Annotated in this window: 14 protein-coding genes; 5 read left to right on the top strand and 9 right to left on the bottom strand. The window is 61.4% G+C overall.

Going from position 1 to position 19,669, the window contains the following annotated elements; translation table 11 throughout:
- Nucleotides 1-30 precede the first annotated feature (30 nt).
- On the top strand, nucleotides 31-2,706 hold the full coding sequence (gene tssH / locus B0G75_RS24595) for a type VI secretion system ATPase TssH (RefSeq protein ID WP_106311629.1): 2,676 nt from the start codon (nucleotides 31-33) through the stop codon (nucleotides 2,704-2,706).
- A gap of 53 nt (nucleotides 2,707-2,759) precedes the next feature.
- On the top strand, nucleotides 2,760-3,866 hold the full coding sequence (tssA, locus tag B0G75_RS24590) for a type VI secretion system protein TssA (protein WP_106311626.1): 1,107 nt from the start codon (nucleotides 2,760-2,762) through the stop codon (nucleotides 3,864-3,866).
- Between the two features lie 78 nt (nucleotides 3,867-3,944).
- On the opposite strand, the gene B0G75_RS24585 is transcribed toward tssA, so the two are convergent.
- The 4 genes from B0G75_RS24585 to B0G75_RS24570 all read right to left on the bottom strand — a co-directional run bounded on the left by B0G75_RS24585 (nucleotide 3,945) and on the right by B0G75_RS24570 (nucleotide 10,872).
- The gene (locus B0G75_RS24585; protein WP_106311623.1) at nucleotides 3,945-4,907 is read right to left on the bottom strand and encodes an OmpA family protein; all 963 of its coding nucleotides are present in this window, start codon (nucleotides 4,905-4,907) and stop codon (nucleotides 3,945-3,947) included.
- A 4-nt stretch (nucleotides 4,908-4,911) separates the two neighbouring features.
- Nucleotides 4,912-5,904, bottom strand: a complete 993-nt coding sequence (gene tagF, locus B0G75_RS24580; protein WP_106311620.1) for a type VI secretion system-associated protein TagF — start codon at nucleotides 5,902-5,904, stop codon at nucleotides 4,912-4,914.
- Entirely contained in the window at nucleotides 5,901-9,767 is a 3,867-nt protein-coding gene (gene tssM / locus B0G75_RS24575) for a type VI secretion system membrane subunit TssM (protein ID WP_106311617.1), read from the bottom strand. The genes tagF and tssM overlap by 4 nt, the downstream gene beginning before the upstream one ends.
- Before the next feature lie 259 nt (nucleotides 9,768-10,026).
- Entirely contained in the window at nucleotides 10,027-10,872 is an 846-nt protein-coding gene (locus B0G75_RS24570; RefSeq protein WP_106311614.1) for a M15 family metallopeptidase, read from the bottom strand.
- Between the two features lie 124 nt (nucleotides 10,873-10,996).
- Here B0G75_RS24570 and B0G75_RS24565 point away from each other — a divergent pair, with 124 nt between their 5' ends.
- Together B0G75_RS24565 and B0G75_RS24560 are read left to right on the top strand one after the other, a co-directional pair.
- Nucleotides 10,997-11,938 (top strand): hypothetical protein, encoded by a 942-nt coding sequence (locus B0G75_RS24565; protein ID WP_106311611.1) that lies wholly within the window; start codon nucleotides 10,997-10,999, stop codon nucleotides 11,936-11,938.
- 250 nt (nucleotides 11,939-12,188) lie between these two features.
- Nucleotides 12,189-13,289, top strand: a complete 1,101-nt coding sequence (locus B0G75_RS24560) for a nucleoside hydrolase (RefSeq protein WP_374956917.1) — start codon at nucleotides 12,189-12,191, stop codon at nucleotides 13,287-13,289.
- A gap of 41 nt (nucleotides 13,290-13,330) precedes the next feature.
- Here B0G75_RS24560 and B0G75_RS24555 read toward each other — a convergent pair whose 3' ends face one another.
- Together B0G75_RS24555 and B0G75_RS24550 are read right to left on the bottom strand one after the other, a co-directional pair.
- Nucleotides 13,331-14,287: a LysR family transcriptional regulator gene (locus tag B0G75_RS24555; RefSeq protein ID WP_146142534.1), complete on the bottom strand. Its 957-nt coding sequence runs from the start codon at nucleotides 14,285-14,287 to the stop codon at nucleotides 13,331-13,333.
- A gap of 730 nt (nucleotides 14,288-15,017) precedes the next feature.
- The gene (locus B0G75_RS24550) at nucleotides 15,018-16,070 is read right to left on the bottom strand and encodes an NAD(P)-dependent alcohol dehydrogenase (RefSeq protein ID WP_106311602.1); all 1,053 of its coding nucleotides are present in this window, start codon (nucleotides 16,068-16,070) and stop codon (nucleotides 15,018-15,020) included.
- Nucleotides 16,071-16,388: 318 nt separating this feature from the next.
- Between B0G75_RS24550 and B0G75_RS24545 the strand changes: the two genes are divergently transcribed.
- The gene (locus tag B0G75_RS24545; protein WP_106311929.1) at nucleotides 16,389-17,357 is read left to right on the top strand and encodes an AraC family transcriptional regulator; all 969 of its coding nucleotides are present in this window, start codon (nucleotides 16,389-16,391) and stop codon (nucleotides 17,355-17,357) included.
- A gap of 25 nt (nucleotides 17,358-17,382) precedes the next feature.
- Here the strand turns inward: B0G75_RS24545 and B0G75_RS24540 are convergent, their stop codons facing one another.
- The 3 genes from B0G75_RS24540 to B0G75_RS24530 all read right to left on the bottom strand — a co-directional run bounded on the left by B0G75_RS24540 (nucleotide 17,383) and on the right by B0G75_RS24530 (nucleotide 19,516).
- A complete protein-coding gene (locus B0G75_RS24540) occupies nucleotides 17,383-18,159 on the bottom strand; it encodes a molybdopterin-dependent oxidoreductase (protein WP_106311599.1) in 777 nt (258 codons plus the stop codon).
- On the bottom strand, nucleotides 18,156-18,791 hold the full coding sequence (locus B0G75_RS24535) for a cytochrome b/b6 domain-containing protein (RefSeq protein WP_106311596.1): 636 nt from the start codon (nucleotides 18,789-18,791) through the stop codon (nucleotides 18,156-18,158). The genes B0G75_RS24540 and B0G75_RS24535 overlap by 4 nt, the downstream gene beginning before the upstream one ends.
- 92 nt (nucleotides 18,792-18,883) lie before the next feature.
- Entirely contained in the window at nucleotides 18,884-19,516 is a 633-nt protein-coding gene (locus tag B0G75_RS24530) for a hypothetical protein (RefSeq protein WP_106311593.1), read from the bottom strand.
- Nucleotides 19,517-19,669: the final 153 nt, after the last annotated feature.

Genomic DNA, 19,669 nt, shown 5'->3' with positions numbered 1-19,669 from the left:
ACGACAGAACCCGGACCCGGATCGCACGACATGAGCACGTCCCTCAATACCCTGATCGCCAAACTGAATCCGACCTGCCGGCAGGCGGCTTTGCTGGCGGCGAACAATTGTCTCGCGCGCGGTCACTACGAGGTCGACCTCGAGCATCTGCTGCTGGCGCTACTGGACGAACCGGCCAGCGACGTGGCGTTGGTGCTGCGCGCGAGCAGGATCGACGTGCACGCGTTGCGCGCGGATCTCGAGCGCGAGTTGCAGCGTTTGAAAACCGGCAATACGCGCACGCCGGTGTTTTCGAAGCATCTGATCGAACTGCTTGAACAGGCATGGCTGATTGCGTCGCTGGATTCGCAGATCGGGCGGATTCGCTCAGGGCATCTGCTGCTCGCGCTGCTGAGCGCACCGGATCTCGCGCAATTCGCCGAGCGCATGTCGCCGCTGCTGCGCGACGTGCGTGTGACCGACCTGAAGCACAAATTCGATGAGCTGACCGCGGGTTCGTGCGAAGTCGAGCACAGCAATGACACGCAAAGCGCGGGAGATAACGCGAGTGATCCGGTGACGAGCGCTGTCGCGCCGGGCGCGCCGTCTAAAACGCCCGCGCTCGATACCTATACCAGCAACCTCACGCAACGCGCGCGTGAAGGCAAGATCGATCCGGTGATCGGCCGCGAAGGCGAGATTCGCCAGACCATCGATATTCTGATGCGGCGCCGCCAGAACAATCCGATCATGACGGGCGAAGCGGGCGTCGGTAAAACGGCCGTGGTCGAAGGTCTCGCGCTGCGTATCGCCGCCGAAGACGTGCCCACGCCGCTCAAGGGCGTGGCGCTGCATGTGCTCGACATGGGATTGCTGCAAGCCGGCGCGAGCGTGAAGGGCGAGTTCGAAAACCGCCTGAAGAATGTGATCGATGAGGTGAAGAAGAGTCCGCATCCGATCATTCTCTTCATCGACGAAGCGCACACCATCATCGGCGCCGGCGGCCAGGCCGGGCAGAACGACGCGGCCAATCTGCTGAAGCCGGCCTTGGCGCGCGGCGAATTGCGCACCATCGCGGCCACCACGTGGAGCGAGTACAAGAAGTACTTCGAAAAAGACGCGGCGCTCGCGCGGCGTTTCCAGGTCGTGAAGATCGAGGAGCCGAGCGAGATGCTCGCCGCAGCCATGTTGCGTGGCATGGCCGCGTTGATGGAAAAGCATTTCAACGTACGCGTGCTCGATGATGCTATCACCGAGGCGGTGCGTCTGTCGCATCGCTACATTAGCGGCCGGCAGCTGCCGGATAAGGCGATCAGCGTGCTCGACACCGCTTGCGCGAAAGTCGCGCTAGCGCACAGTTCGACACCGGCGGCCATCGACGACACGAAAAAACGCCTCGAACGTATCGACGCTGAAATCGCCGCGCTGGAACGCGAAGTGGCGAGCGGCGCGCTGCACGACGAACGCCTCGCTGAGTTGCGCGGCCTGCGTGAAGAGGACCTCAAGGACCTCGCCGAAGACGAAGCGCGCTACGACAAGGAGCGCGCATTGGTGACGGAGATCGTCGGCTTGCGCGCTGACATCGACTCGGCGCGCGTGAGCAGTGCAGACCCGGAGCAAGCGGATAAGGCGCAGCAGGCGCGCGAAAAGCTCGCCGCGCGCGTCGCCGAATTGCACGCCTTGCAAGGCGGCCAACCGATGGTGCCGCTGCAGGTCGACGGTCATGTGGTCGCCGAAATCGTCGCCTCGTGGACCGGCATTCCGCTCGGCCGCATGGTCAAGGACGAAATTCAGACCGTGCTGAACCTGCAGCCGTTGCTGGCCGCGCGCGTGATCGGTCAGGACCATGCGCTCGAAGCGATCGCGCAGCGCGTGCGCACCGCGAGTGCGAATCTCGAAGACCCGAACAAACCGCGCGGCGTGTTCATGTTCGTCGGACCGTCCGGCGTCGGCAAGACCGAAACCGCGCTTGCGCTGGCCGACGTGCTGTACGGCGGCGAGCGCAAGATGGTCACGATCAACATGAGCGAGTATCAGGAAGCACACAGCGTGTCCGGCCTGAAAGGTTCGCCGCCGGGCTATGTCGGTTATGGCGAGGGCGGCGTGCTGACCGAAGCAGTGCGCCGCAATCCGTATTCGGTGGTGCTGCTCGACGAAGTCGAAAAGGCGCACCCCGACGTGCTCGAAATGTTCTTCCAGGTGTTCGACAAAGGCACGATGGACGACGCCGAAGGCCGCGAGATCGATTTCCGCAACACGCTGATCATTCTGACGTCGAACGTCGGCTCGCAGGCGGTGATGCAGGCCTGCCTGAACAAGAACGCGGAAGAACTGCCCGACGCCGATGAACTCGCGGAAACCTTGCGCCCGCAGTTATACAAAGCGTTCAAACCGGCATTTCTCGGCCGCATGAAAGTGGTGCCGTACTATCCGATTTCCGACGATGTACTGGCTGAAATCATCGAGTTGAAACTCGACCGCATTCGCCGCCGTATCGAGTCGAATCACAAGGCAGTGTTCGAATGGGACGAGTCGCTGGTCGATGCAGTGCTCGCGCGTTGCACCGAGGTGGATTCCGGCGCACGCAATGTCGATCACATTCTGAACGGCACGCTGTTGCCCGAAGTCGCGCAGCAGGTGCTGGAACGTGTGGCGAACGGCGCCGCGATCGAACGCATTGCCGTGCGCGCGAGCGAGGCGGGCGAATTCGACTACACGGTGGTGTGAGCGGACGCGCCAATCTGATTTAATGCCGTACCCGATACTTATTGCTTTCTCTCATGCCGATTAATCTAGACACCTTGCTGGCTCCGCTCAGCGAAACCTCGCCCTGTGGCGAAGATCTGCTGTTCTCAGCCGATTTCGATGCGATCCAGCACGCGCGCCGTTTCGAAGACCCGTCGCTGGATCAGGGCGAATGGGTCACGGAGATCAAGGAGGCGGATTGGGCGTTCGTGGTCGAGCGTTCGGGCAGCTTGCTGCAAACGCAGACCAAAGATTTGCGTCTCGCGGTCTGGCTCACTGAAGCGCTCGCGATCGATGAAGGCATCAACGGTCTTTCACAGGGTTACGCGCTTTTGACGGGGCTTTGCGAGCGCTACTGGGATCACGTGCATCCGCTGCCGGAAGGCGACGACACCGAATATCGCCTCGGCAACGTTGCGTGGCTGGTCGGGCGCACGGGTGATCTGCTGCGCGCCATGCCGCTCACGTCGTCGCAAGGTAATGCGTACAGCACGATCGATTGGGACGTGGCCACGCACGTCGCGCAAGCCGTCAAACGCGATCCGGATCACGCCGACGATATCGCGCGCGGCAAGCCGTCGATCGATCAGATCGAGGCGTCGAAGCGCGCTACGCCGCCTGCGTTCTATTCGGCGCTACTGGTCGATCTGAAAGCGTTCGAAGCGGCCATGCTCGCGCTCGAAAGGGAACTGGACCGGCGCGCGGCGGATTCCGCGCCGAGTTTCCGGCAGGCGAAGGACGCGTACGAAAACGTGTACCGGTTGGCCGAGCGCTTTGCGCGTGAAGTCGGCGTGAGCGCCGAAGCGCCGCCGCCCGCTAAGGCGCCTGCGGCGAACGAGCACGATCGCGCCGAGCCCACCTTCAAGACCGCACCGCAACGCGAGGAACCTGTGTTGACGACCATGCCGACGAGTCCAATTGCAGGAATCCAGAGCCGCGCGCAGGCCGTCGCGCAGTTGCGCGCGGTGGCCAAGTTCTTTCGCGCGACGGAGCCGCATAACCCAGCCGCGTATTTCGCCGACAAGGCTGCGGAGGCCGCGGATATGCCATTGCATCAATGGCTTTCGATGGTGGTGAAAGACGATGGATCGCTCGCGCATATTCGCGAGCTGCTGGGCGTGAAGCCGGAAGAGAACAGCTAATAAGGTCGTCTAAAGAAAGAGAAAAGCCTGGCTTCGAAGCCAGGCTTTTTTCATGCACGCTGCGCGAACAACAACGGCTCAAGACCCCGCGCGAAACTCTATTCGCCGATTCCGCGCGCGTCCATCTGTCGTGTCGTTCGATGCAATCGGCTGATCCGGGCCAACGCCGGTGGTCGACATCTGTTGCGGCGGGATGCCCTTGGCGACCAGATAGCCCTTCACCGCATCCGCGCGCGCCTGGCTCAGCGCGATATTCGACGTGCGATTACCCGAGTTGTCGGTGTGGCCGATGATCGCAACGGTCTTCGTCGTCATCTTCCCCATCGCGGCGGCCATCTGATCGAGAATCGCGCGGCCTTGCGGCGTGAGCGTCGCGCTGCCGGTTTCGAATTCAATCGTACGATTCGCGAGCGTCTGATCGAGCAGGCCTTGTTCGGACGCACTCACACGTAGCCCATTCTTGATCGTGTAAGTCGGGTTCAAGGCATTCGCCATATCGCTCGCGAGTTGCTGCCGCTGCGACTCGTTATGCACTTCGCCTTTCACGTCGATCTGCGTGCCGTCGATTTTCAACTGGCCTTTGCTGATCTGCTTCAACTGCGGGCCGATCAGCTTCTGCACATTCGCGGACCAGTTCGGCGGTGTGGCCACATCGGCGACTTCGATCTGATCGACCACGTTGGCCGCGCCGTAGGTTTCGCGCAGGCGCGCGAGCACGGCCGCCTTGGTCGCTTCGTCCGGCACCTTGCCGCCGACCACGACCTGGCCCGGCGTCGCGTTGGCGGGCGGCGGCGCCGCCGTGATCGCGCCGGTGCCGGCGCCGGTCGTGCCGCTTGCGAGTCCGGCCGTATTCACCGCGGGCCCCGCATTGCCAACGGAGGCCGAAGCAGCCGGCGGCAGCACCGTGGTGTGAATCGAAACGCCGCTGTTGTCGACTGGCGTGACGCGAGCGGGGCCATCATTGTCGGCATGCGCGAACGCGCTGAGCAGAAGACCCGCGAGCAGCACCGTCATGCGCGCGCTGGATGTGTGGTTCAGCATCGTGTCACGCTCCCGTGAATGCTTCGCGGAACGTGTCGATGCTGACACGCAGCGACAGTTGCGGTTGGTCGAGGTAACTGACGAGCTTGCTGATGCCATGATCGTTTTGTGCGTGTTCGTCGATCCACTCGGGATCGTCGATATCGATGTTGTGCGCCGCGTACGACTGCGGATCGACCACGCTATGCAGCGTTTTGGCCGAGGCGCCGTTAAAGCCGATGATGAGCCGCTCGCGCTCGGCAATCGTGCCGATGAAAATCGCCAGTTCGAAATCCGCCTGCGCGACGAACGGCGCAATCAGTTCGAGCCAGAATGCGGCAACGAGACTGCGATAGAACGGATCGTTCGGCAGCGGCAAAGTCAGGCCGCGCTCGAGATGCGACGAGCCGCTTTGCATCACCGGACGCAGCAGAGAGCCGAGCGCCAGCATCGCGCCGCGCAAGCGCACCGGATGGCCGCTCGCCAGCAGCATTTGTTCGAGCCCGGCGAGTGTCTGGTGTTCGACGAAGTCATTGAACGTACCGTCGTGCGGATTGCCCGGACCGCCGCCGATCTCGATCGGCACTTGCGTTTCGCCCAGCGCCTGCAGCGCGCCGGGCGGCTCGCTGGCGCCGAGCAGCGGCTTCATTTGCGCCGCGACGCGTGACCACAAGCGCGCGAAGGCGAGCGGGCTGTGGGCCAGAAACGTCAGCGGCTTTTCGACTTCGAGCGCGGTTGCGGCAAGAAATGGAAAGCGCCGCGACGACTGATCGTGGCTCGCCACCATATGCCCGGCAATCGCCAGCTTGCTGCGCGAACCGAGGAACGCGAAGTGCATCGGCTTGGCGTTTTCGTAGACGATCTTCCAGCGCGGATCGTCGGTGAGCAGCTCCATGGCTTCGGCGATCCAGCGGTCGAGCGTGGCCAGCAATTGCGGGTTATGCGCGCTCTTCACGAAGTCGCCGCGCGACGGGATCTTGCCGAAGTAGGCGATTTGCGCCTGCACGGTCTGCGTCATTGCGCACCCCCTGTATTCGAAACCGCGGTGGCGACCGCAGCCGGCCGTGTCGCGGGCGTGGCCGGCGCGGGCGCGCCCGCAGCCGTCGCATTGACCGAATTCGCCGCCGCGCTCACATCCGCCACCGACGACGGCAGCCGCAAGCCGCGCAGGCTTTGCTGTTGCGGCGCATCGCTGCTGCCGCTCGACGCCTGCGACGTGCTGATGATGCGCATGCTGACCGCCACCGTCACGCTGCCTTGCGTCCACGACAGATCGAACGTGCCGTCCGGACGACGCTTGCGCTGCGCCGAGTTGATCAGCTTCTCCAGACCGTAGCGGCCCGGCTCGTTGACCAGTTGCAGCGTGCGGCCGTCGAAGGTCGTGGCGCTCAATGTCGCGCCAGGCGAGCCCGACGGATTCGGCCACACGAAGTTGGTCCACTGCGGCGGCGTGTTGCGGTAGCGCATCTGCTGGCCGTCGATCGCCAGCGTGTATTCCGTCGTGCCGCTGCTCGGCTGCGGCAGGATCTGGAATACGGTCTGCGGTTCGGCCGAACCTTGGCCCGCCGTTGCGCCCGCCGCGCCACCGGCGAGCGGCGCCACCCAGCGCGCGAAGCCGCTGGTGAAATCAGGCGTGAGGGCGAGGCCCATGTCGCCCCATGTGCGGGCCGTCAATGTGTCGCCACGGCGCACCGCGAGCGGCCCTAGCGTGGTGCCGACGAACTTGGCGATTGCGCCGTCCGGGCCGAACACCTGGGCGATTTCTCCGGCGCCGGCTTCGACCTTCGCGTCGCTGGCAAACGGGTACTTGTTCGCGAGCGAGTTCTGGAAGCTCTGATACACCTGCGCGTTCCACACCTTGTTGACTTCGACGCTGGCCGGCTGGATCACCACCGCATACGCCGCCATCAACGGACGCACGAGCAGCGGACGCAGCGCTTTGCGCTGGGAGTCGGTGAGGCCCGTGAGCATCTGTTCGTCGACATACTTCAGCGAATCGGCGAGTTCGGAGCCGCTGCCGTCGAGCGTCTGCTGCATCAGTTGACGCGCGCCCGGTCCCGGATCGCCCTGATTCTTGATCACGTTAAAGCGCGTGCGAACTTTCGACAGCGTGTCCATATAGCCCTTGAGCATCGAACCGTTGTCGCCGCTCACGACGATGCGGCCCAATGCCGAGAACTCCTGGCCGATCGGACCCATAGGCACTTCAACCGGATTGCCGTTGATGTCGATGTTCGCGTTGATCTGGCCAGTCGGCGCACGCGAGAACAGATTCTTGACCCAGCTCGTCACGCCGGTTTGCGCGCGCTTCAGGTTCGCGTTGAAGAGCGACGGGTTGTCCCACGAAGTCTGGTCGTATGCGGTTTCGAGCACCTTGCGGATCGGCGAATCCTGCGGATCGCCCAGCCGGTTCATCGCATCCACAGCCTGGCCGAAGCTGCCGAAGCTCTGCACCGCAATGCCTTGCATGAACTTCTGCCAGTGCATCGCGTACTCGGTCTTGTACATCGCGACGAGCGCTTTCTGGATCTGTTCGGGGCTGCCTTCCAGCGTCAGATCGTCGTGAGCCGATGTGTTGAGCACCCAGTCCTTCGCCTGCAACTCTTTCGTCGCGGCATCGCGAATGGCGGGCTGCACGTACTGGAACCAGGCTTCACGCGTGAAGGTGCCGGGGATCGCATAGCTGCCCGCCACCAGCGCGGTATTGTTTTCGCCGACAATGCGCGCGATCGTCATTGGCGCGAAGCGGGTCGATGCGCGCGCCTTGATTTCCTCGTAGACGCGCTGACGGGCCGGCATGCCGCGCACCACGCGACGCAGGTTCTCTCGCGTTTGATCGACGAGGCCGAGGTTCTGGTCGATCATCGGCCAATCGTCGTCGGAGACGCGCGCGAGGTAGAACGTGATCATGCGTTCGGCGCTGCGGATCATCTCGTCACGCGGCATGTTGCCGCGATTCGTTTCGAGCCAGCCGCGCCAGAAGCGCGCGACCTGATCGGTGAGGTGAGCCGTTTCCACGTGACGCTTGTCGCTCAGCATCAGGTAGGTCTTGAGCGCGTTGTACGCATCTTCGACGTTGGTCGGCGAGGCGTCGCTATACAAGCCGCCCTGGCTGTTCGCGCTCATGGCCGAGTGTGTGGAGACCGGCATCGCGGCGGCGTCCGGCGCGCGGTTCAACGGCGCGAGTTGGTCGGGATGCGCGTTGACGTCCTTCAGGAAGGACGCGAGATTCTGCGAAACCGGATCGAGCAGGATCTGCCGCACGCCGTTGTAGTACTCGGTGAGCAGGCGCTGTTCCAGGCGATCGCCCTGATAAAGACCGAGCGATACCGCGAGCGGCCGGTCGCGGCGGAACTGCTCGAGTTGGTCGATGCGGTCCTCGAGCACGTCCATCGCTTGCAGGCGCGATTGCAGATCGTTGCGGTTCTGCTGCAGGCGCACGACATTGTCGAGGTCGGCCTGCACGTTCGCCGTGAGCTGCTGGTTATTGACCGTCGACCAGGTCCAGCCGCCGAGCGCCAATGCGAGCACCGCGACGAAGCCGAAGAAGGTCGCATAGCGCATGCGCGTCTTGGCAGGACTGGCGAATTGCTTGACCGTTTGCCGGTCGGCAAAGATCACCTTCGAGAACAGATCGCGCAGGAAGAAACCGTTCTTCGAGAACGCGCTATGCGGCTTGGGCAGGCCGTCCGAACTCAGGCCGAAACGGTTGGCGATGCGCGTGGCCGCCGCGCTATTCGTTTCACCTTCCTGCAATGCACTCGTGAAGTAGAAGCCGCGGAAAATCGGCTTGTACTGGAACGGATTGGTCTCGAACAGCGTGGCGAGAAAGGCGCGCAACGCGGGCTTAATTGTCGAGAACTCGAGCGGAAAGCTCAATTGACCCGGCGAGAGCTTGTTGCCGCGATTGATCGACATCTGCGCAACGCTGATCTCTTTCAGGCCGTCGTACAACTCTTCAAAGTGCTCGTCGAACAGACCAACCACGTCGCGCTTCTCGTCTGGCTCGTAGGGCAGGGTGGCGCCCCACACGCGGTCGTATTCATGGCGCTCGCTGCCGCTGAAGAATTCGGTGAAGCCGGTAATCAGGTCGGCCTTGGTGAACATCACATACACCGGCGCGAACACTTCGAGCTTCTCGGTCAATTCCTGCACGCGCTGGCGCAGGTTCTTCGCGAGATTGATCGCGAATTCAGGCTTGCTGCTGGTCAGTTCCGCAATGCTTGCCGTAACGATGATGCCGTTGATCGGCGCCTTCGGCCGGAAACGTTTGAGCAGCCCGAGAAAGCCGAGCCATTCGGTGCGGTCTTCCTCGTGCACGGAATAGCGGCCGGCGGTGTCGAGCAGAATGCCTTCGGTCGTAAAGAACCAGTCGCAGTTACGCGTGCCGCCTATGCCGTGAATCACTGCGTTGTTCTTGTCGGCGAAGGGGAATTGCAAGCCCGAGTTCAACACCGCGCTGCTCTTGCCCGCGGCGGGGTTGCCGATCACGATGTACCAGGGCAACTCATAGAGCGCTGAGCCGCCTGAGACCTGACCGATCTTCGACGTCTTGATGGTTTTCACCGCATCGACGAGACGCGTGCGCAGCACGTCGAGTTCGGCCTGGCGCGCGGGCGTGGGCGCGGGACCGGCCTCGGCCTGCTTCTCCGCCTGCTGCTCGAGCATTTCGCCGAGCTTGCGGTTCGCACGGCGCGCGCGCAGGCGGCGCACGATCCACACCAGCAGCCACAGCGCGACCACGGCGCCGAGCACGATGGCCGGCCACATCAGATCGATCTGCAAGGTATCGGCGCCGATGAATAAAACAGCAGCGAGCGCGAGCAAGCCGATGATCGAGAGCGTGCGTGGGTGGGTCAACACGTTGAGAATGCGTCGCATAAGCCGTTCAGGTCTTGGTGATGAGTGTTGTGGCGCGTGCTGTGGCAGACAGCATGGCGCGCGTACGGCGTTTGAAATAAAACGAAAGCATATTCAGGCGAAAGCGAATACGGCGGAATTGTTAAATCGGCGGGATTTGCCCGCGACGACGCTGATCGGAGCAATGCCGTTATGCGGGCGGCATTGCCGCTTTTCGCCAGAAAAATTGATTGAACGCCCCATGTCAACCTCTTTATTACCCGGTTTCGCTCATTGCGCCTTAATGACCGCGCCCGAGGACGAAGCCGGGTTTGTGATATTCGACGTGCCCGAGATCCATCATTTTCCAGCGGCCACCCCAGGTCAGACCGACCTGTTCGGCTGTCTGCCCGTATAACTGATAACCGCGCATGGCCCAGGGATCTTTTTCTGAAATGACGAGCTTGCCGTCGCGCAAAAACGCATTGTCCGAGGCAAGACCGTATTGGTGATAGCTTTGAAACGCTGCGGCATTGGTGACGTTGCCCCCCATTTGCGCCAGCCGGTTTTGCCGCTCCGGACTGCGATAACCTTCCAGCAAAGCCATTTCATACCCATATTGCTCGCGCATGATTTTGTACACGAGCAATAAACGCGTTCTGAAATCGGCGTCGAGCAAATTCCAGTCGCGGCTCGCGTCTTTAAGCGCGGGCCGGATCTGCTCGACTTCCTGCGTTGCGAATACCTCCGGCGGCAACGGCGGCGGGGGCACGAGCTGTTCGCCATTCAATAACGCGGCAATTTTCTCGTCCGGAACCCGTGCAGTGTCATCGAATTGGAATAATTGCCGGCCGCGTAAAGCCAGTGCCACCAATGGAGGCGTCGCAAGAATACCTGTGGTGGTAAAAATCAGCAAGCGCCGCTTTACCAGTAACTTTTGCATATCGACTGCGGTCGATTGCGAAATTCTTGCCGAGCGTGCTAATTGACCGCGAGCGCGCGATGCACCAAGCGATGCTCCGCGCATAACACGGCCGTGAATAGCGAGCGCCGCGCCTAATAAAGAGGCGCGTACCGCCGGCAATAGCAGCATTGCGGCGATCACAACGGCGATGGCGAAATAGGCGAGAAGTACTACGGCAATCAAAGGCGCCCCCGGAAATTGGAAACAATTGTATTTTGTAATGCTTGCTCTTAGAATCAGGCCTGCTCGGAGACGAGCCAGAACGTATTATCACGGCGAAATAATCCAGGATTCAATGAGACAGTGAATGAGTGCGCCGGAAAGTTCGAATTCCAAAGCCCCGCCTAGCCTGTTATCCGATAAGGCTAAAGGCGCTGATGGCAATGGTTCGCGAATTCTTGCGAACCTCGAAGGCCGCGTTGCGCCGCCTACGGAAAAACCACGCCGGTCCAGGGCGCCATTTCTATTGGTCGCGTTGCTCGTGATCGCAGCCGGTGGCTGGGGTGCGTGGCATATGCAGCAGCGTGTGCAGAGCGAGTCGCTGGCAGCGGCGGCGCCTGCGAGCGTGCAGAAGAGTGCTGCGCCGTCGGCGGCCGCGAGCGCCGCGCCGCAGGTTGTCGCCAAAGCGGAGGCGCCGGCTCCGGCATCCTCGCAAGCGGCCACGATCGTTGCCGACGATAGCGACAGCAAAGCCGTTGCGGCGTCCGCTACGGCACCCGCCAGCGACGGCAGCCGTCTGTCGCGCGCTCTTGCCGACGGCGCGGAGCCGAGTAGCGCGCCCGCGCCGGTGGCATCCGCAACGGCCGCTTCCGCGGTCACGGTGCCGGCGTCGAAGCATGGCAAAAGTGCCACGGCGGTGGCCAGCAAGGAGAAGCACGAGAGCGGCGTCCACGGCAAGAAGGAAAGCGCGACTGCCAGCAACCGTCATGAGAGCGCACCGACCGCGGTCGCTCAGACGAAGAAAACGCGCACGAGCGGCAATGCATCGAAAGATGATTCGGATGCCGATCTATTGGCCGCGCTCGTCGCGCGGACCAAACCAGCGGATGCGAAAACAGCGAGCGGCAACACCGCGACCAAGGTTAGCGCATCCGCAACGCCTGGCAACGCCAGGCTGGCTGAGCGCGTGAAGGAGTGCGGACAGCGTGGCTTCTTTGAAGACCAGTTGTGCCGCTGGCGCGTATGTGACGGTCATTGGGGCAAGGATCCGGCGTGCCCCGGTTCGGCGCAGCAGGCTCGTCAGCCTTAATCGCGCTTCGTCGTTCAATCAGTCTGACGCTCTGTATGAGCGTTGTCGGCCGCAACAGATTTTGCTCTGTTGCGCCTTCGTATGCGCGTCTTTCGCGAGCACACACTCTCCGTGAATTATCCATTCGACATGACGATTTGATTTCATCTGGATTACGTCTATGATGAGCCTCCTTCGCGCGACACAGCGCTAAAAAAAGGAGACATGAGTGAAGCGACTTCTCGTGGCAATGACGTGTGTAACAAGCGTGATGGTTATCACGGCGCTCTCGGCCTGCGGCGGTAGTGAAATCAACGCGCAGACCCCGCCGAAGGTGATTATCGACAGCGACTACAACACACTGAGCGACGATGGCCAACTCGGCGTCATGGCCGCGCAATTGCAGGCGCAAGGCTCATTGAAAGTGCTGGGTATTACGGTGGTCTCCGGCAATCAATGGTTGAAGCAGGGCGTGGCGGATGCGTTGAAATCGGTCGAACGTCTGGGTGTTGAAAATCAGATCGGCGTGTATGCCGGCGCCAATTACGCCTTGTCGCACGACCTCACCACTATTCAGGCCGAGCAGAAGCAATTCCCTGGCGGTGACGGCTATCTCGGCGCGTGGAATACCCCCGAGCCGAAATCCGACAGCGACCTGGTCGCGCCGCCTGACGGCTTCGCCACGCACACCAAGGTGCAGAGCAAAAGCGCGGTGGATTTCATCGTCGATTCGGTGAAGCAGAATCCCGGCGAGGTGACCATTCTCGCGATCGGCCCGCTGACCAACATTGCGCTGGCCACGCGGCAGCATCCCGAGATCGTGCCGTTGATCAAGCAGATCATTTACATGGGCGGAGCGATCGACGTGCCGGGCAACACCACGCCGACTGCCGAGTTCAACTGGTGGTTCGATCCGGAGGCGGCGAAGACCGTGTTGCGCCTGCCGATCAAACAGGTGGTGATTCCGCTCGACGTAACCGACACCGTGAAGATGGACAAAGCGCTTTACGACCGTGTCGCGCACGACCCGACGAAGCAGACCATCATCACGCAATTGTTCAAGACGCTCAACGGTTATGGGTTCGACGGCAAGAACGGTTTCGAGACCAACCCGAACTACACGACGAACATCTGGGACACGCTGACGCTGGCGTATCTGATGCACCCTTCGTTCGCCACGCAGACCGTGGATGAGTGGGTGGACGTGGATATGAGTTTCGGTGCGAACGATGGCAAGGCGACCGGCTATACGGGTTCGCCGCCGGCGGGGTTGCAGAAAATGACGGTGGTGAAACGCTTCGACAATCCGAATTTCTTTAACTTCTATGTCGACCTGCTGACGCGGCCGGTGCCGGTCAAGTTAGCAAACTGACGCGGTTTGCTACTGTGCTGTGTGCCTGCATTCAACCCGCCTCAGGCGGGATGCAGGCCGCGCAGCAATTGACGGACACGCGAGAGATCCTGATCGACGTGCTCCGCTTTCTCGAACAACTCCGCCAGCCAGTCCACGAACGCGCGCACGCGTGGCGACACGCGGCGATTCTTCACATAGGCGACCGAGACCGGCATCGGCACGGGTTTCCATTGCGGCATGACTTCGCGCAATAGTCCTGAGTCGAGATACGGTTGCGCGGCGATCCGCGCGGGCTGGATCAAGCCGAGGCCTTGCAGGCCGCAGGTGAGATAGGCCTGTTCGTCGCTGACCTTGACGAAGCCTTTCACCTTCACGTTTTGCGCTTCGCCGTTCACTTCGAAATCGAAGTCCACTTCGCGGCCGTTATGCGGCGACATGCAATTGACGGCTGCATGTCCACGCAAATCGTCGAGATCCGTGGGCGTGCCGTAGCGGGCCAGATAGGCCGGGCTGGCGCAGGTCACGTGTTCGAGCGTGCCGAGTTGGCGCGCGACCAGATTCGAGTCCGGCAATTCGCCGAGCTGGATGCTGCAGTCGATGGCTTCGGTGATCAGATCGACTGTGCGGTTGCTGATGCTGATCGCGAGATCGAGGTTCGGGTAACGGGTGTGGAAATCGTCGAGAGCTGGCAGCACGATGGCGTTGGCTACGGCGCCAGGCATTTCGATGCGCAGACGGCCGGTCAGATTATCTGTCGCGTGACGGATGCTGGCTTCCATTTCGTCGATGTCGGCGAGAATTTGCGCGCAGCGTTCGTAGTAGGCGGCGCCTTCTGGGGTGACGCTTAGGCGCCGCGTTGTGCGGGCTAGAAGGACTGTGCCTAGCAGGGCTTCCAGATTCTGGACGATGGTGGTCGCCGTGGCGCGCGGAATGTTTAGTGATTCCGCTGCGCGGGTGAAGCTGTTGGTGTCCACGATTCGGATGAAGGTGCGCATTGCAGTTATTCTGTCAATCACGGTTCATGCTCCAGTCGAGGGTTGCTTGTGGTTTCTTTTTTGCCTGTTTTGGCGGGTTTTTTTGTTTGGGATGTTTTGGGTTTTGGCCTTTCCTTGATTTGTTAGTGGTCTATTGGCGTTGCCCCTGTGCGGGGCGGCACCTACTTCTCTTTGCCGCCGCAAAGAGAAGTAGGCAAGAGAAAGCGGCTCACACCGCTAACTCTTAAGCGGGTCCCCCGCGCAGTCGCGGTAGTGGTGCATCTGGAATCAGTGCCCTCGCACATTCCGCGCAGGTGACACAGCAGTCATGCTTCCCGCCTCGCGCTGCGCGCTCGTCGGAGCGGTCGGCGAAAAACCAGTGGATTTGTTTGTGTGTGGTGGGGGCCATCGGCTTCGCCTCGGCGATGCGCCGAAGAAACCGGTGGGGTTAATGAAGTACCGGGGGGCGCGCGCAGCGCCGCCGGAAGAATGACTGCCTTGTCACTCATGCGGAATGCGCGGGGGCACTGATTCCAGATGTGCCACTACCGTGGCTGTGCGGGGGGGGCCGCTTAAGAATTGGCGGTTTGAGCCGCTTTCTCTTGCCTACTTCTCTTTGCGGCGGCAAAGAGAAGTAGGTGCCGCCCCGCACAGGGGCAACACCAATAGACCACTAACAAATCAAGGAAAGGCCAAAACCCCAAAAACACCTACGAAAAAACCCACACCACAGCCCAAAAAAGATCCGCGGCGCGAGCCAAAAAAACCAAAATCACTTCCGCAAGGAATCCAGATCAATCACAAACCGATACTTAACATCACTCTTCAGCATCCGTTCGAAAGCCTCATTAATCCCCTGCATAGGAATCACCTCAACATCAGAAGTAATCCCATGCTCCCCGCAGAAGTCCAACATTTCCTGCGTCTCAGCGATCCCACCAATCAACGACCCAGCCAGGCGGCGACGCTTGAAGATGAGATTGAACACTTGCGGCGACGGATGATCATGCTCCGGTGCACCAACCAGCGTCATAGTCCCATCACGCTTAAGCAGATTCAAAAACGGATTCAAATCATGCTGAGCAGCAACCGTATTCACGATCAGATCGAAGCTATTCAAATGCGCTTCCATTTCCGCGGCATTCTTCGAAATCACAACTTCATGCGCACCCAACCGCTTCGCATCTTCGATCTTGGAAGGCGAGGTAGTGAACAGCACAACATGCGCACCCATCGCACGAGCGAGCTTCACACCCATATGCCCCAAACCGCCTAGCCCGACAATGCCCACCTTCTTGCCAGGACCAGCGCCCCAGGTGCGCAGCGGCGAATACGTCGTGATACCCGCGCACAGCAACGGCGCGACACCCGCAGGATCGAGATTCTCCGGCACACGCAGCGTGAACGCTTCATCCACGACGAGCTGTGTGGAATAACCACCGTAAGTGATCTGCCCATCAACTCGATCAACGCCGTTATACGTGCCGACAAAACCGCTCTCGCAATACTGCTCGAGATCTTCCTTGCAACTCGCACACGTGCGGCACGAATCCACCAGACAGCCAACGCCGACCAGATCGCCAGCCTTGTACTTCGTTACGTCCGGACCGACCGCGGTCACGCGGCCGACAATCTCATGGCCCGGCACAACCGGAAACACCGTGTTCTTCCATTCGTTGCGCGCCTGATGCAAATCGGAATGGCACACACCGCAAAACAGTACTTCCATCTGCACGTCATTGGCGCGCAGTTCGCGGCGCTGGATTTCGAACGGGGCGAGCGGCGCGGTCGCGTCGGTCGCTGCATAGGCGTAAGTCGTGCTCATGGGTAGCTCCAGCAAAGAGGGTGAAGTCGCAAGGCGCCGGCGATGGGCGACGCGTGTCGCCGATGTGGCCAACCTCGTCATGAACCGGGATCACGGCGCGGGCGGTGGCCGGCAAATTCGCCAAACTGGCAATTGCCGACCGAGCCCGGCGCAGCGCGGAAAAGGATGATCCGGCAGGGTTCCCATGATAGGAGCGGGCAGGCAGCCCGGGAATACCTGAATGTCTTGAAGATTTGCCTAAAACTCCTGGCGGGGAGCGCGATAGGTCGTTTGGTGCTAAATTTCAAGCATTATTCTCTCGCACGTCACTATATCGTCATGTCTCTCCGTTCCGCTGAACCCGTATCGGTCGTTCCCGCCCAGCAGCGCGTGGTCGAATTATTCGATGTGCTCGCGCCCACCCCGGGCTTCACGCGCACGAGTCTCGAAGGCGTCAATCTGATGCGCGCGAATAGTCCGATGCCGCGCATGCCAGTCATGTACGAACCGAGCATCGTGATCGTCTGCCAGGGCCGCAAGCGCGGCTTTCTCGGCGATCAGGTGTTTCAGTACGACGCGCAGCAGTATCTCGTGCTCTCGGTGCCCTTGCCGTTCGAATGCGAGACCGAGGCGAGCGCGGAAGAGCCGTTTCTCGCCATCTCGGTGCGCGTCGATCTGACCATGGTCGCTGAATTGCTGATGGCGTTGAACGAAACGCACGGCACCGCGCAGCACGAACCCGTCGGCATTTATTCAACACCGCTCGACCCGGCGCTGAGCAACGCGGTGCAACGTTTGATGGACGCGCTGGCTTCTCCGCTCGACGCGCGCATTCTCGCGCCCGGCGTGGTGCGCGAAATCTGTTATCGCGTGCTGACCGGCGAGCAGGGCGACGCGATTCGCGCGGCGCTCACGCATCAGAATCATTTCGGCCGCATTGCCAAAGCGTTGCGGCGAATTCATGCGGATTACCATGGCGTGCTCGACGTCGATACGCTCGCGTCCGAAGCGGGCATGAGCCTCGCCGTGTTTCATGCGCAGTTCAAAGCCGTCACCGCCACTTCGCCGATGCAATACGTGAAGACCACGCGCTTGCATCACGCGCGTTTGCTGATGGTTCAGGATGGATTGAATGCGGGCGCAGCCGCGGCGCGCGTCGGTTACGAAAGCGCGTCGCAGTTCAGCCGCGAGTTCAAGCGGCTTTTCGGCCTGAGCCCCGTCGACGAAGTGAAGCGCATGCGTGCCCTCTACGATGCGCCTGCGCCACGTGTGGTCAAACCGGTGGCGCGTTACGTCACCGCGGTGTGATTGGGCGAGCCCGCTGCGCCATACATTACAAACCGCTGAACCAGTTGTACCCCTGGTCTTCCCAGTAACCGCCGGGATTCGTATTGGTCACGAAGATCGCCGCAATGTGCTTCGGATTCTTGAAGCCGAGTTTAGTCGGCACGCGTAGCTTCAGCGGGTAGCCGTATTTGGCCGGAAGCGGTTCATTGCGGAAATCGAGCGTGAGTTGCGTCTGCGGATGCAGAGCTGTCGCCATGTCGAGACTGGAGTAATAACGGTCCGCACATTTGAAGCCGACATAGCGCGCATTCAGATCGGCGCCGACGCGCTCCAGAAACGTCCGAAACGGTACGCCGCGCCATTGTCCGATTGCGCTCCATCCTTCAATGCAGATGTGGCGCGTGATCTGCGAAGCCTGCGGCAATGCGCGTAACTGATCGAGATTCCACGTGCGCTTGTCCGAGACGAGCCCCGACACTTCCAGTTGATACGTCGAACCGTCGATGTCCGGCGCGTCGAACTCAGGATAGAACGCGTTGAAGGGGAACGGGTCGGTGATTTCGCGCGCCGAATAGGTCGGCGCGAGCTTGTTGCGATCGAATAGCCAGCCCTGCACGCGGTCGTTCCAGCGCGACATGGCCCAGAGTACCTTGTCGACCGAATCGCCGTCCTGCATGTTGCAGCCCGAGAGCATCGCCAGTGCGCCGATGGAGAGCGACGAACGCAGGAACAGCCGCCGTTGCAGCCGCTCGATTTGCGGCTGATGATCGGCAAGCACGATGGGGGATCGCTGCGGGTTGCGATTGGGTTTGGATGCGCTCATGCCTGGCTCCTTTCATGCGCCGAATGTGGCCGTGACCGTCCTGTCAACATCGGCAGCAACGTGCGCGGCACGAGCAGCACCAGCGCCAGATGCACGACCACGAAACCGACCACGCCTGCCATTGCGATGAAATGCACGCGCCGCGCAAAGTCGAAGCCGCCGAATAGCGCCGTGAGCCACGAGAATTGCACGGGCTTCCAGATCGACAGCCCCGACGCCACCAGCAACACGCCAAGACACAGCACGAGCAGATACAGTGCACGTTGCACCGCGTTATATTTGCCGGAATCGTGCGGCAGCTTGAAGCGCAGTGCGAGGCTTGCGTCATGCACCACGTCGCGCGGACGAACCGGCAACAGCTTGCGCCTGAAATGCCCGCGTCCGACGCCGTACGCGATGTACAGCAGCCCGTTCGCGCACAGCAGCCACATCGCCGCGAAATGCCACGCGATCGAACCGCCCAGCCATCCGCCGACGGTCGCCCAAACCGGAAACCGGAACGGGAAAAACGGCGACGCGTTATAAATCGCCCAGCCGCTCGTCACCATGCAGACCATCGCGAATGCGTTGATCCAATGCGTGATTCGCACGACGAGCGGGTGAACGAGCAGCCGTGTATGTGATTCGCGCATGGTGTGAAGGTCACGAGACAAACAGGAAATCGAAAAGCCGCGTCATGCAAGAACGCGGCTGTCCGACTCTAAGAGAAAACAGCAACACCGTCTTACATCGGCGGCGTCACGCCATGCTCGCCTGCGGAGATAAAGTTGGCGGCCATCGAGCCGTCGGCTTCCTTGTGCGCGAACAGCACGACTTTCGCGCCCGGCACGAGCAGCGAACGGTCGCCCGGTTCCAGCGCGACGATAGGGACGTCTTGCGGAATCACGACTTTCTTTTCGCCGTCCTTGTACTTCACGGTGATCGTGCGGCCATTGCTGACCACCAGCGAACCGACGGTGCCGTTGGTCATGGAGCTATTGCCGCCGAGATCCCACGGGCGATGGCCTTCGCCGGAGCCGCGCATGCTGGCCGGGAACACGTGCACTTCGAGCGCCTTCAGCGTGCCATCGGCCTGCGGAATCGCGGCGGTGCCGACATAGCTGTCCGGCTTGATGTCGCTGATGTTGGCGAGCACTACGCCGCGAATCGGCGTGTCCTTGGCGAGCTTCACGTCGACGTCTTTGCCGTCGCGCGTGTGGATCTTGAGCTGATCGCCCGACAGCGATGTCACCGTGCCGCGCACGCCGGTGGGCGCGGCGCTCTGGGCCTGTGCAGCCGGTCCGGCGGCGAGCAAAGCAGCGGCGACGAGCGCGGGGGCGGCGAAAGCGCGCAAAGCACGCGCGGAAACGATCTTCATGAATCTGCTCCAGGTGGTGAAGGATGGGGGCAGATTAGTCTTTGGACCGGCTCCGGCGAGTGACAGACGGATGACAAAAACGTCATGAATGGCGCGCAACGGACACGTAGAATGACCGGCATATCCACGTCCAGGATTCGGTGAGCGGCAGGG

Origin of the sequence: Paraburkholderia sp. BL18I3N2 (genome assembly GCF_003001875.1) — a bacterium.
In the GTDB taxonomy this organism is placed as follows: Bacteria; Pseudomonadota; Gammaproteobacteria; order Burkholderiales; family Burkholderiaceae; genus Paraburkholderia; species Paraburkholderia phytofirmans.
This window is presented reverse-complemented; position numbering and strand designations above follow the sequence as displayed.

What these genes read in the sequence shown, in the direction of transcription:
- tssH (WP_106311629.1), top strand. Translation starts at nt 31, where the DNA reads ATGAGCACGTCCCTCAATACCCTGATCGCCAAACTGAATCCGACCTGC.
- tssA (WP_106311626.1), top strand. Translation starts at nt 2,760, where the DNA reads ATGCCGATTAATCTAGACACCTTGCTGGCTCCGCTCAGCGAAACCTCG.
- B0G75_RS24585 (WP_106311623.1), bottom strand. Translation starts at nt 4,907, where the DNA reads ATGCTGAACCACACATCCAGCGCGCGCATGACGGTGCTGCTCGCGGGT.
- tagF (WP_106311620.1), bottom strand. Translation starts at nt 5,904, where the DNA reads ATGACGCAGACCGTGCAGGCGCAAATCGCCTACTTCGGCAAGATCCCG.
- tssM (WP_106311617.1), bottom strand. Translation starts at nt 9,767, where the DNA reads ATGCGACGCATTCTCAACGTGTTGACCCACCCACGCACGCTCTCGATC.
- B0G75_RS24565 (WP_106311611.1), top strand. Translation starts at nt 10,997, where the DNA reads ATGAGTGCGCCGGAAAGTTCGAATTCCAAAGCCCCGCCTAGCCTGTTA.
- B0G75_RS24560 (WP_374956917.1), top strand. Translation starts at nt 12,189, where the DNA reads ATGGTTATCACGGCGCTCTCGGCCTGCGGCGGTAGTGAAATCAACGCG.
- B0G75_RS24550 (WP_106311602.1), bottom strand. Translation starts at nt 16,070, where the DNA reads ATGAGCACGACTTACGCCTATGCAGCGACCGACGCGACCGCGCCGCTC.
- B0G75_RS24545 (WP_106311929.1), top strand. Translation starts at nt 16,389, where the DNA reads ATGTCTCTCCGTTCCGCTGAACCCGTATCGGTCGTTCCCGCCCAGCAG.
- B0G75_RS24540 (WP_106311599.1), bottom strand. Translation starts at nt 18,159, where the DNA reads ATGAGCGCATCCAAACCCAATCGCAACCCGCAGCGATCCCCCATCGTG.
- B0G75_RS24535 (WP_106311596.1), bottom strand. Translation starts at nt 18,791, where the DNA reads ATGCGCGAATCACATACACGGCTGCTCGTTCACCCGCTCGTCGTGCGA.
- B0G75_RS24530 (WP_106311593.1), bottom strand. Translation starts at nt 19,516, where the DNA reads ATGAAGATCGTTTCCGCGCGTGCTTTGCGCGCTTTCGCCGCCCCCGCG.